The sequence below is a fragment of the Mycobacteroides franklinii genome (assembly GCF_002013895.1).
Classification (GTDB): domain Bacteria; phylum Actinomycetota; class Actinomycetes; order Mycobacteriales; family Mycobacteriaceae; genus Mycobacterium; species Mycobacterium franklinii.
Map to the genome: position 1 here is coordinate 17,414 of NZ_MAFQ01000013.1, position 11,832 is coordinate 29,245.

Here is an 11,832-nt window from a genome sequence, read left to right on the forward strand (position 1 = left end):
TGAACACCCTGTGAGGTGCGTCTTTCAGCTTGCGACGGCAGCCGAGCGTCAGCTTAGATACATCTTGTGTCTATGATTCGCACGGTGACCGTCTCCGCAAGTGAAGAGGCGTACCGCTCCGTCAAGGAGAGCATCCTCAACGGCGACATCCCGGGCGGGGAGCTGCTGAGCGAAGGGGAGATCTCGGCGCGGATGGGGTGCAGTCGCACCCCGGTGCGCGAGGCGTTCCTGCGGCTCGAAACCGAAGGTTGGCTGCGGCTCTATCCCAAGCGGGGGGCTCTGGTGGTACCCATCACTCCCGAAGAGCGCCGGCATGTGGTCGACGCGCGCCGGGTCATCGAGGGGGCTGCGGCGGCACGTATTGCCGAGCGGGGTGCGTCCCAGGCGCTGCTGTCTGACCTCTCGGCACTCATCGACGTGCAATTGGGACGCGCCGCACAGGGCGATGCCGCCGGCTTCGCCGCGGCCGACGTGGACTTCCACCGCGCGATTGTGGCCAAGTTGGGCAACCCGCTGTTGGAGAACTTCTACGACAGCCTGCGCGAGCGTCAGCGCCGCATGTCCGCCGCGGCCATCGGAGTGGATCCGGTGCGGGTCGCGCGGTCGGTCGCCGGGCACCGTGCGCTGGTGGACGCGCTGGCGGCAGGCGATGCGCCCCGCTTCAGCATCGAACTGGTCGAGCACATGAAAGTGGTGACGGAAATTGACTAGCCGGCTGCTGCCGCGTTTGGCACCTTGGCAGCGCGTGGGCCTCGCAATGTTCGGAATCGCTTGGGGTGGTAATGAATTCACGCCACTGCTGGTGATGTACCGGCAAGCCGGTCAGTCTGCTGCCTCCGTGGACACCCTGCTGTTCGCCTACGTGCTGGGCATCATCCCGGCGCTGTTCCTGGGCGGGCCGCTCTCGGATCGTTACGGCCGCCGCGCGGTGATGCTGCCCGCCCCGTTCATCTCGATGGCCGGGTCGCTGGTGCTCGCCCTGGGCGCACAGCATTTCGCGCTTTTGTTCACCGGCCGCGTGCTGTCCGGCATCGCGCTGGGCCTGGCCATGGCCGCGGGCAGCTCGTGGGTCAAGGAGCTGTCGGCGCCGCCGTTCGATCGTCTCGGTGCCGGCGCACGGCGTGGGGCGATGAGCCTGACGGCCGGATTCGCACTCGGTGCGGCCGTGGCCGGGGCGTTGGCACAGTGGGGACCCTGGCCGCAGCACCTGGCCTTCCTGGTCAACATCGTGATCACGATTCCCGGTGCGGTGCTGGCACTCTCGGTGCCGGAATCGGCCGCCCAGCGTGCACCGGGACGGCTGATCGACGACCTTAAAATTCCGGCCGCGCGCCGCCGGCGCTTCCTGTTCGTCGTGATGCCCTTGGCGCCGTGGGTGTTCGGATCGGCTGCGGTGGCGTACGCGGTGCTGCCGACCCTGATCGCGCCGACGCTTCCGGGTGAGCGCATCGCATTCTCCGCGCTGTGCTGCTTGGTCTGCCTGGGCTGTGGTTTCGCCGCGCAGATGGTGGCGCCCAGACTCGATCGGGCGGGCACCGCGCGGCTCGGCATCATCGGGTTGGTCCTGGTCGCTGTGGGGATGGCGTTGGCCGCCGTCGCTGCCCATCAGCTCACGATTCCGCTGGTCCTGATCGCCGCGCTGGTCCTGGGTGCCGGGTATGGAACAGCCCTGGTCAGCGGGCTGCAGGAGGTCAACCGGATCGCCGGGCCGACGGACCTGGCGGGGCTGACCGCCGTTTTCTACGGGCTGACGTACCTGGGCTTCGGGGTGCCGATGATGCTGACGATGCTCAGCAACGCGATACCGGTACTGACGCATCCGGTGCTGCTGGCCGGCGGCGCGATACTGGCGACGATGTGCTTGGTGGTGCTGGCGATGAACTCGCGTACCGATATCGGTGAGGAGCACGACGCCGAGGTGGCACCGGCCGAAGAAACGCGCGAGCCGGTGTTGCGGTAGCCGGACCGCGATTAGGCTTTCGCAGCATGATCATCGCAGGGCTGGTACTCACGGGAATCGCCGCGCTCATCCACGTGTACATCTTCTATCTGGAGTCGATCGCGTGGACCAGCGAGAAGACCCGGAAGGTGTTCGGTGTCCGCACCGCCGAGGAAGCCGAGATCACCAAGCCACTGGCCTTCAATCAGGGTTTCTACAACCTGTTTCTGGCCATCGCCATCGCCGTGGGCACGGTGCTGTGGGTGCGAGGCTGCACCTCGGTGGGTGCGACGCTGGTGTTCACCGGCGCCGGGTCGATGGTCGCCGCGGGGCTGGTGTTGCTGATCTCCTCGCCGGATAAGGCATCGGCCGCGCTGAAGCAGTTGGTGCCGCCCCTGTTGGGAATCATCGCTGTGGCAGTCGGACTGCTCTAACCCGGATCCGGCCCCGTCGCGACGGGGCGTTGCGGGTCGCTCGACCACTCGGACCAGGAGCCCGGGTACAGCGTCGCGTCGTATCCGGCGATGGCCAGCGCGGCGATCTGATGCGTCGCGGTGACACCCGAACCGCAGTACACCGTGACGGGGGCGCTGCCCGCGCCCAGCTTGTCGAAGCGTTGGCGTAACTCGGCTGCCGGGCGGAAGGTGCCCTCCGGGGTCAGGTTCTCGGCGGTAGGAGCGGAAACGGCCCCGGGGATGTGTCCGGCACGTGGGTCCAGGGGCTCCTCGTCGCCGCGATAGCGCGCCGCGGCGCGGGCGTCGAAGACCAGGTTGTCCGGTGAATCAGCGTGTTCGGCAACAGCATTGGCGTCGACGGAGGCGAGGCCGTCGAGTGCGGCGATGGTGATATCACCGGGTGCGGGGACAACCTCTCCCGTCTCGACTGGTCCACCGGATCGCTGCCAGGCAGCCCACCCACCATCCAGAATCCGAACGTCGGAGACCCCGGCCGCGCGCAGCAGCCACCAGGCGCGCGAGGCCGCTTGCCCATTCCAATCGTCGTAGACGACCACGGCATCACCGTCGTGTAGGCCCCAGCGGCGGGCGCTGGCCTGAAAAGCCTCCGGCGCCGGCAGCGGATGACGGCCCCGGCCGGTGGCGGAGTGATCGGCAAGGTCCGCATCGAGATCGACGAACACCGCACCGGGCAGGTGCCCTTGCCGATAGGCCGGGTGGCCGTCGGGCGCCAGGACGGTCCACCGCACGTCCAGCAGCCGGACTTCGGAGAGCCGTTCAGCGAGTTCGGTGGCCGAGATGAGCACGTCCATACCCCAGACGGTACCGCTGCTCGGTGCTATCGCTGCGTGCTGCCCGCGTCGACGGGAAGGCTCACCGACGTGATGTACCGCGCCTCATCCGAGGCCAGGAACATTCCGCGAACGTGCTCGTGCTGGATCGTCGGGGTATCGATGTTGGTGGGGGTGCACCGTGTTGACCTGAATCTTGTGTGGCGCAAGCGCGATAGCTAGTGGAACTGACCAGCACCATGGCGCCGCCGACCGGGCGGTCAAGCGCGGCGTGGCCACGCAGATGGTATGCCAAACACCCGTCAAGTTGACGTCAAGCATTGTCTGCCAGTCACTTTCGGGCATATCCAACACCGTGCCGCTCGACGTGATGCCCGCGGCGGCGCACACGATATCGAGACCGCTGAACTCAGTGACGGCATCGTTGCGGAAGGTCTCCGTATCCCGCAGATCGCGCAGGTCCACCACGCCCGTGATGACCCGGCACCCGGCCGACTCGATCAACTCCGCGGTCTTGTCGAGATCGGTACTGGTGGCGGGCACCGTTCTCGAGGTCGAGTCGGGATGTCGCCAGCACGAGTTCCTCGAGTTTGCGGGTTGGCCCGGGCCGCTCAGCGGGACGACGGCAACTGTGTCAACATCACTGATATGGATGAGCAGGAATGGCAGCCGCTCGGCGCGTTGATGCATCGCGTGTCGGCGGCCTTGCGATCCGAGATTGCGGCGGCGCTGGCACCGCTGAATCTGCCATTCCCCCAGTACGTCTGCATGCGGGTGCTGTTCAAAAACCCGGGCTGGTCCAACGCGGATCTGGCCCGCGCGATCGACGTGACCCCGCAATCGATGAACACCGTTCTACAGGCGCTGCAGGACGCCGGTTTGGTGTCCCGGCCGGACACGGTGGACTCGGGTCGCGCACGTCCGGCGCAGTTGAGCCGGTCCGGCGCCGCCTTGCTCAAGCAGGCAGATGTGTTGGCTAGGGGCGCCGAAGAGCTTCTGCTGTCGGGTATCTCGGCGCAGCAACGCCGCGACTTCTTCCAAACCTTGCGTGATATCACGGGTGAGGATGCGACCACCTGCTGAACAGTCCGTTCGGCGGGAACACCGGGGAGTAGTTTCGGGGCCATGAAGAGGCTCGCGGCATGTGCGGTTCTTGGAGCATCGGCAATGCTCGTGGGGTGCTCCGCGCCGCCGTCACCCGTGGTTCCCTCCAGCACCGCGAGCCCGCAGATCCCCGACCGACGTACAGTCGACGGAGCGATCATCGTCACCCCGGACAACTTCGTGCGGGCGGAGACCGACCTGTACTTCGGGAACATCGTGAAGGATGGCGGTTTCGGCGCCTTCCATCACATCCGCGAATTGTCGCCGCTGGATAAGCAGCTGGTCATCCGACAGAACCGTGACACGCTCTATTCCTCGGCGGTGTTCGACCTCGATGCGGGACCGGTCACTGTCTCGATGCCTGACCCGGGGCGGCGGTTCATGTCGCTGCAGCTCATCACCGAAGACCACTACGTGCCGGATGTCTTCTACGGCAAGGGCGAGCACACGATCACCAAAGAGCAGGCGGGTACCCGATACCTCGCAGCCGCGGTGCGCACCCTGGTCAACCCGGGCGATCCGGCGGACCTCGCGCAGGTCCATACCCTGCAGGACGGTGTCTCGGCGCGGCAAGAGCATCGGGGAAGCTTCGCTGTCCCCAAGTGGGACAGCGTAAGTCAGAAGAAGGTGCGCGACGGACTGTTGGCGCTGGCCGCGACGGTCCCCGATACCAAGGCGATGTTCGGAACAAGGGATACGACCGACCCCGTGCGCCACCTGATCGGCACGGCGTCGGCCTGGGGCGGGAACCCCGAGAAGGATGCGCTCTACCTCACGGTGAATCCCGCCAAGAATGACGGCGCCACGGTGTACCGACTCACCGTGGGGGAGGTGCCGGTGGACGGATTCTGGTCCGTCACCGTCTACAACAAGGACGGATACTTCACACCGAACGCCCGGAATGCCTACTCGCTCAACAACATCACCGCACAGCGGGACACCGCCGGAAACACTGCCGTGCAATTCGGGGGATGCGCCGACGGCGTGGTGAATTGCCTGCCCATTACACCGGGCTGGAACTACGTGGTCAGGCTGTACCGCGCGCAGCCACAGATTCTGGACGGCCGGTGGGTGTTCCCGGAGGCGCAGCCCGTCGGGTAGCCGAACCTATTGCGGTGTGACAAGTTTTGCGATCTGTCGGTCGACCTCGGATCTGATGTCTGCGTCGGACATGTCATCGAGGCCGAATCCCGCACGCAGGCTGGGCCCCATCAGCCGCCAGCCAAGCTGTAGCGCTATCGCGTGTGCGCCGGCGAGCCGCGCTTCGCGGTCGTCGGCGTGACCGGGGCGAATCTGTTCCAGCAGCCATTCCATCCCCGGCTTGCGTTCCTGGAGTTCCTCGATGGGAAAACCGTCGAGGGTGGAACGAACCATCACGCGTAGTTGCAGGTCGTGTGCGGCCTCGAGTTCTTCGATGGGTGCCCCCGCCTCGCGCACAGCCGCCGCGGCGTCGGCCAGGTGCTGCAAGGTGGCGGCCAGCAGCTGACGCTTGCTCCCAAAGTGGCGGTGGACCAGGCCGTGATTCACGCCCGCACGGGTGGCGACCTCACGGATCGATGTCGCTGTGGGCCCCTTCTCGGCGAAGAGCTCGGAGGCCGCGGTCAGCACGGCCTCGACGACTTCTTCCTTGCCGACGGGACGGGTATCCGTTGCCTCCGGTGTAGTCATGTGTGTACAGTAGCGGATGACCGGGTGTAGTCAGTTGACTACATCGAATATCGGACAGAAGGAACGGGTCAATGAGCAGCGATTTGCGTGTAGTGAAGCTGGGCGAGAACATCGGCGCCCGTATCGACGGAGTGCGCCTCGGTGAGGTGGATGCCCAGACCGCGCGTGCCATCAACGAGGCGATGCTGGAGCACAAGGTGGTCTTCTTTCGTGGCCAGCACCACCTGGACGACGAGACCCAGTTCGCGTTCGCGCGATGCATGGGCGTGCCGACCTCGCCGCACCCGACGCTGAAATTCGATGGCGAGCGCGTGATGCGACTCGACTCGGAGGAAGGCGGACGTGCCAATCAGTGGCACACCGACGTGACCTTCGTGGACCGGATTCCGAAGGCCTCCATCCTGCGGGCGGTAGAGCTTCCGCCGTATGGCGGAACCACCACCTGGACCTCGACAGTCGCGGCTTACCGCCAGTTGCCCAAGGCCCTGCAGGAGCTGGCCGACAACCTCTGGGCCATGCACAACAACCAATTCGATTACGCCCAAGTAGATCCCGCCAAGGTGGCGGAGTTGCTGGCCAAGGCCGGCTCAGGATCGAAATACGTACGCGAATTCGGCGCGACGCATTTCGAGGCACACCACCCGGTGGTGCGGGTACACCCTGAGACGGGCGAGAGGGCGCTGCTGCTGGGCAACTTCGTCAAGCGCATCCTGGACGTCAGTGCCAGCGAGTCGCAGGCGTTGTTCCGCATGTTCCAGGATCGGATCACCTGGCTGGAGAACACGATTCGATGGAGCTGGGAGCTTGGCGACGTCGCGATGTGGGACAACCGCGCCACCCAGCATTACGCGATCTCCGACTACGGCGACCAGCGGCGCCGCATGCACCGCGTCACGCTTGCCGGTGACGTCCCCGTCGGCGTCAACGGTGAGAGCAGCCGGGTGATCGCCGGGGACGCCAGCGACTACTCGGTGATCGACAACCCAAAGCGGCTGGTGGCATAGTTCGTGATCGCACTGTCGGGTGCGAGCCTGCCGCGGAAATCGCGACCAAAATCCGCGTCACGCTCGCACTCGGCAGCCTAGAAATCAGGCCTGGCGCTTACCCAGCACGAACGCGGCCGCTGCGCTGAGGATGGCAGCGACCAGCGCGAGGCCGCCGGCCACCCACCAGGACGGACCGCTCGACGCGTCGGGGCTCTTGGACCCGAGCAGCGCGCCCACGATCGTGTTGAAGTTGTCGGTCTGATCGGTGAGGCCGGAGACGTTCGCGGCGCCCGGACCGTACGCGGCGATGCGCACCTGAGTTCCGGTGTGCGTCTGGGATTCGCCTTCCGGTGCAGTGGGATACATGATCCGCATGGTGGCGCCGTCAGCCGTCTTCACCGCGACCGACAGGCTTGACGGATTGTTGAAGTCCTCGGGAACGATGAGTGAGGAGTGCCCGTGATCGGCGGTCACGATCACCAGCGTGTTGCGGTCCTGGCGGGCGAATTCCACGGCGGCCGAGACGGCCTCGTCGAGGGCGATGGTTTCACCGATCTGACCACAGATGTTGGCGGCGTGATCCTGCTTGTCGATCGATGCGGACTCGACCTGCAAGAAGAAGCCCTTGTCCTTTCCCTTTTTCGAGTTCACCAGGAGATCGATGGCTTTGGTGGTCATCGCGGACAGCTGGGGTTGATCGGCGGGCAGCTCGGGGTTCTGTCGGCAGGTGGTCGCGGGCAGCTTGCCGCCGTTGGGCACCGCGGCGGGCACCTTGTCCCACTGCACCGGCAGGTTGCCCTTGCCGAAGACGCCCAGCACCGGATTGTCCAGGCTGCTCAGCTTGTTCAGATCGCCTGCGGTGGTTAGCAACTGATATCCGGCAGCCTTGGCGACCTCCCACGAGGTCTTGCCCTTGTGCTCGCCGCCGGTGATGGTTTCGTCGAAATACTTGCCACCGCCGCCGAGGCTGATGTCGGCGCGGGTGTTCACCAGCTGCTCGGAGATGGAGCCCTTGCCGCCGTTGTCGACGGCGTTACCGGCGCACTTCTGCAGGGTCTCCTTGGGGCCCTTGCAGTCCCGATCGGTGACGTGCGCGGTGAGCACTGCCGGCGTAGCGTCCTGCAGTTCGGCGGTGGTGACATTCCCCGTCGCGAAACCCTGCTTCTGCACGATCTCCAGAATCGTGTCCAACGGCTGGCCGTCCAGATCCACCGAGATCGCGCCGCTGTAGGTCTTGGTCCCGGTGGCCCACCCGGTACCGGAGGCCGCCGAGTCGGTCACGTAGTCCGGCTTTCCCTTCTCCGGCCCGTCCTTGGTCAACGCGAACGTGGTGTATTCGCCGGTGATCGGCAGCGCGTCGAGCCCGGGAAGCGTCCCAGCGGCGCCGTACTGGTAGTTGCGCGCCGAGGTGATCTCCGAGGTGCCCATGCCATCACCGATCAGCAGGATGACGTTCTTGGCGTTGCGGCCCCGCACCGAATCCCGCAGATCCGCCGCCTTATCGCCGTCGCGTCCGCCCGTGGTGCGGTTGGCGCCGCCGGTCTTGGCAATATCGCCGACGGGCACCTCGGGCGAATCCGAGGGCGGCGCGGCAGCGGCGGAGGGGGCCAGCGCCAGTACTAGCGCCGCGGATGCGGCCAGTGCGATTCTGCGGGGGCTCATGCTGCCAGCTTGCTGTGAACCGGCGTCCGGGCGCCAGCCCTACGGTGAACGCGGGATGAACCCGTGCGTTGGTCAAGCGCCGGAGTTGCCGTCCGCGGTCACCGAATATGCCAGCAGGGGCGCTGCCGAGGGGACTCGGCGGTCATCGCGACCGGGGACCATTCCGGTGGACCTACGGCCCGGCACAGTCGCCGCAGCACGGGCCTACTCGGCGGGCAGGTCCAAAACCAGGCGTCCTTCGCCGCGCGAGACGCAGGTCAGGATCTGCCCCTCTTCGCGCTGGGACTCGGTGAGGATCTGATCGCGGTGGTCGGCGGTGCCGGCGAGCACGTTCACCCGGCAGGTGCCGCAGAAACCCTGCTGGCACGAGTAGGCCACATGCGGCAGCCGTTCCTTGATGACGTCCAGCGCGGTGCGATCGGCGGGTACCTCCAGCACCGGCCCACCGGGGCCCAACTGCACCTCGAAGGGATGACCGTCCACCACAGGCGCGGCCGCGAATCGCTCGAAATGCAGTTCCACGGAAGGCATTTCGAGGAGGCGCCGCTGCAGGACGGCGAGCATCGGGGCGGGACCGCAGCAGTACACCGCGTCGTTCTCGCCCACGCCGGGCAGCAGGTCGTCGGCGGTCGGCAGACCGGACTGATCGTCGGTCCGAATGATGACGCGATCGCCAAACCGCTTGAGCTCGTTCAGGAAGGGGAGCGAATCGCGGTGCCGTCCGGTGTACACCATGGTCCATGGCTTCCCCAGTTGTTCGGCGAACGCGATCATGGACAAGATGGGCGTGATGCCGATGCCGCCGGCCACGAAGTGCAGCTTGCGCGGCCCGGGCTGGGTCATGGCCAGCGGGAACGCATTACGTGGCCCGAGGATCTGCACCGTGGCACCGATCTGGAGCGCATCGTGCACCTCGATGGAGCCGCCGCCGCCATCGGGGATACGGCGCACGGCGATGCGGTAGTGGAACGGGTCCGAGACGTCACCGCACAGCGAATACTGCCGCATCCGGCCGGACGGCAGCAATAGGTCGAGGTGGGCGCCGGGATGCCACGGCGGGAGCCGTTCCCCGTCGGGCGCGGCCAACACCAGGCTCGCGACATCCTGGTCCTTGGCCTCGATCCAGCGGTCCTTGACCACCAGCGTCAACGTCCGGTCGACGTGGTTCTCGGGTGGCTTCTTGAGAATCAGCAGGGCGCCGATGGCCCGGACGGCGACCGGGAACAGCACGGTACCCAGCGCGATGGTGGGTGAAACCGGCAGAGTGCCGTACAGCGTCGGCGGCAGCGACGGCCGCTTGCGCTGGGTCGTGGGCTGAGTCTTGCGGCGGAAGCGATCGAACATCAGTAACCGGCCGCAGCCTTCGCGGCGGGCGACGTACTCAGGTATGCCACCGCCTGCGCCGTGCTCCCCACCTGGTCGGGTGAGAAGCCCGGACGCATGAATTCCAGAGCCGACTTGGCCAGCTCGCGCCAGCGCAGGAAAGCTCCGCGCTTCATGGCCTTGTTCATCTGCCGCAGCACGCCGAAGACGCCGTAGTTGGGCAGCGAGGGGTCCTGCCGCACCAAGAACTTGGTGTAGCGCAGCATCACCCCGACGAGCAGCAGGGTCGCCAACACAAAGGTCAGCATCATGTGCCCGCGGCGGATCTGGAAGTACCGGGCGACGTCGTAGGCGACGCTGCGATGTTCGACCTCCTCGGCGCCATGCCAGCGGAAAAGGTCCACCATCTCCGCATCGGCGTTGAACTTCTCGAAGGGGTGGTTCAGCACCCAGTCGCCGAGCACGGCGGTGAAGTGTTCGATACCCGCGATGAGGGCCAGCTTCTCCACCATGACCCGGTACCGGAGCTTTTCGCTGCGCAGCTCGTTGGTCCGCTCCAGCATGTGGGTGATGTATTCGATCTGCTCAAGGGCGGGGCGGACATTGATCCCGTTCTTCTCCAGGAAGTCGCCGAGCACCTTGCTGTGAGTCTCCGCGTGTACGGCCTCTTGACCCATGAAGCCGATCATGGCTTCCCGGATCTTGTCGTCCTTCACGTACGGCAGCGCGCGGGTGAAAGTGTCGACGAAGGCCCGTTCCCCTTCCGGCAGAAGCAGATTGAAGGCGGAAATGAAGTGCGAGACGATGGGCTCGTTGGGAATCCAGTGCAGCGGGGTGTGGCTGGTGTCGAACTGGACATTGCGGGGCCGCAGCACGACCTCGCCGGGCTCGGTCGGTACGACGTGCAGGCCGGTGGTCTCAGTTGTGTTGCGCGCCATGATGTCCTCCTACTTGTTGAGCTTATTGCCGAGGGTGCCCCAGAAGAACCGGTTCAGCGCCGGGGCCAGGCGGCTGAGGTGGTACTGCATATGTGCTTCCGGGGTGACCGGGACGACCGACTTGCCCTTGGTGACGGCGTTGACGATCTCCTTGGCCACCTTTTCCGGGCCGTATCCGCGTTTGGCGTACAGCCCCGCACCTTGCTGCTGTCGCTGGGCCTCGTCGGCAGCCGAGAGGCCGGAAAACTGGGTGGTGCGAATGATGTTCGTGTTGACGATGCCCGGGCAGATGGTGCTCACCTTGACCTTGTCGCGTGCGAGCTCGCCCCGCAGCACGTCGGAGAACATGAACACGGCCGCCTTGCTGGTGGCGTAGGCGCCCATCTCCGGGATCGGCGTGTATGCGGCGGCACTGGAGATGTTGACGATGTGACCGCTCTTACGTTCGGCCATCCGTGGCCCGAAGGCGCGGCAGCCGTAGACGACTCCGCCCAAGTTGATATTGAGCACCCGCTGGAAGTCAGCGGACGGGGTGTCGAAGAATCGTCCGGCTTGGCCGATCCCGGCGTTGTTGATCAAGACATCCGGCACGCCGTGGGTGCCGCATACCTCGTCGGCGAAGGCGGTGACGGCGCCCTCGTCGGAGACATCCAGGGCATAGGGGTGGGCGGTGCCCCCCTGCTTCTCGATGAGCCCGACCGTCTCGTTGGCGGTGTCCAGGTTGATATCGGCGGCGACGATGCGGGCCCCCTGGCCGGCGAAGGCCAAGGCGGTTTCCCGGCCGATACCGCTTCCGGCGCCGGTCACCACCACCAGGCTGTTGCGCTGGGCACTGCCGGATGTCATGCATCCTCCGAATCCTGCGCACCGCTGCGCTTACGTGATGGAGGAGATTGTAAATCACTGCGAGTGCAGTGAAAAAGGCGTGATGTTCAATACGGGGTTCATCGACGTTTGTCGAGGAAA

At 65.9% G+C, this 11,832-nt stretch carries 12 protein-coding genes and 1 pseudogene; 6 read left to right on the forward strand and 7 right to left on the reverse strand.

The genetic code is table 11. From position 1 onward, the window contains the following. Nucleotides 1–72: 72 nt before the first annotated feature. Genes B4393_RS20920 through B4393_RS20930 form a run of 3 tightly spaced genes read left to right on the forward strand, consistent with a single transcriptional unit; the run spans nucleotide 73 to nucleotide 2,373 of the window. The gene (locus tag B4393_RS20920) at nucleotides 73–711 is read left to right on the forward strand and encodes a GntR family transcriptional regulator (RefSeq protein ID WP_078335725.1); all 639 of its coding nucleotides are present in this window, start codon (nucleotides 73–75) and stop codon (nucleotides 709–711) included. Beyond that, nucleotides 704–1,960, forward strand: coding sequence for an MFS transporter (locus tag B4393_RS20925; RefSeq protein WP_462021663.1), 1,257 nt, complete (start codon nucleotides 704–706; stop codon nucleotides 1,958–1,960). Before B4393_RS20920 ends, B4393_RS20925 begins: the two co-directional genes overlap by 8 nt. A gap of 26 nt (nucleotides 1,961–1,986) precedes the next feature. Continuing rightward, a complete protein-coding gene (locus B4393_RS20930; RefSeq protein WP_078282137.1) occupies nucleotides 1,987–2,373 on the forward strand; it encodes a DUF1304 domain-containing protein in 387 nt (128 codons plus the stop codon). Here B4393_RS20930 and B4393_RS20935 read toward each other — a convergent pair. Both B4393_RS20935 and B4393_RS20940 read right to left on the reverse strand, forming a co-directional pair. After that, on the reverse strand, nucleotides 2,370–3,206 hold the full coding sequence (locus B4393_RS20935; protein ID WP_078335727.1) for a sulfurtransferase: 837 nt from the start codon (nucleotides 3,204–3,206) through the stop codon (nucleotides 2,370–2,372). The genes B4393_RS20930 and B4393_RS20935 overlap by 4 nt on opposite strands. Before the next feature lie 26 nt (nucleotides 3,207–3,232). Further along, a pseudogene (locus B4393_RS20940) lies at nucleotides 3,233–3,749 on the reverse strand (SDR family oxidoreductase); the annotation flags it as partial. An 84-nt stretch (nucleotides 3,750–3,833) separates the two neighbouring features. Between B4393_RS20940 and B4393_RS20945 the strand changes: the two are divergent. Both B4393_RS20945 and B4393_RS20950 read left to right on the forward strand, forming a co-directional pair. After that, a complete protein-coding gene (locus B4393_RS20945; RefSeq protein WP_078335807.1) occupies nucleotides 3,834–4,268 on the forward strand; it encodes a MarR family winged helix-turn-helix transcriptional regulator in 435 nt (144 codons plus the stop codon). A 42-nt stretch (nucleotides 4,269–4,310) separates the two neighbouring features. After that, a complete protein-coding gene (locus B4393_RS20950) occupies nucleotides 4,311–5,390 on the forward strand; it encodes a DUF1254 domain-containing protein (protein ID WP_236743204.1) in 1,080 nt (359 codons plus the stop codon). Nucleotides 5,391–5,396: 6 nt separating this feature from the next. On the opposite strand, the gene B4393_RS20955 is transcribed toward B4393_RS20950, so the two are convergent. Then, complete coding sequence (locus tag B4393_RS20955) at nucleotides 5,397–5,957, reverse strand: TetR/AcrR family transcriptional regulator (RefSeq protein WP_078282124.1); 561 nt, start codon at nucleotides 5,955–5,957, stop codon at nucleotides 5,397–5,399. Nucleotides 5,958–6,028: 71 nt separating this feature from the next. On the opposite strand from B4393_RS20955, the gene B4393_RS20960 reads away from it, so the two are divergent. After that, a complete protein-coding gene (locus B4393_RS20960; protein WP_078335729.1) occupies nucleotides 6,029–6,961 on the forward strand; it encodes a TauD/TfdA dioxygenase family protein in 933 nt (310 codons plus the stop codon). 84 nt (nucleotides 6,962–7,045) lie between these two features. Here B4393_RS20960 and phoA read toward each other — a convergent pair whose 3' ends face one another. The 4 genes from phoA to B4393_RS20980 all read right to left on the reverse strand — a co-directional run bounded on the left by phoA (nucleotide 7,046) and on the right by B4393_RS20980 (nucleotide 11,712). Further along, the gene (gene phoA / locus B4393_RS20965; RefSeq protein WP_078335730.1) at nucleotides 7,046–8,605 is read right to left on the reverse strand and encodes an alkaline phosphatase; all 1,560 of its coding nucleotides are present in this window, start codon (nucleotides 8,603–8,605) and stop codon (nucleotides 7,046–7,048) included. Between the two features lie 204 nt (nucleotides 8,606–8,809). Then, nucleotides 8,810–9,949 (reverse strand): PDR/VanB family oxidoreductase, encoded by a 1,140-nt coding sequence (locus tag B4393_RS20970; RefSeq protein ID WP_078335731.1) that lies wholly within the window; start codon nucleotides 9,947–9,949, stop codon nucleotides 8,810–8,812. Beyond that, nucleotides 9,949–10,866: a metal-dependent hydrolase gene (locus tag B4393_RS20975; RefSeq protein ID WP_078335732.1), complete on the reverse strand. Its 918-nt coding sequence runs from the start codon at nucleotides 10,864–10,866 to the stop codon at nucleotides 9,949–9,951. Before B4393_RS20975 ends, B4393_RS20970 begins: the two co-directional genes overlap by 1 nt. Nucleotides 10,867–10,875: 9 nt before the next feature. Next, nucleotides 10,876–11,712, reverse strand: a complete 837-nt coding sequence (locus B4393_RS20980; RefSeq protein WP_070937603.1) for an SDR family NAD(P)-dependent oxidoreductase — start codon at nucleotides 11,710–11,712, stop codon at nucleotides 10,876–10,878. Between the last annotated feature and the right edge of the window lie 120 nt (nucleotides 11,713–11,832).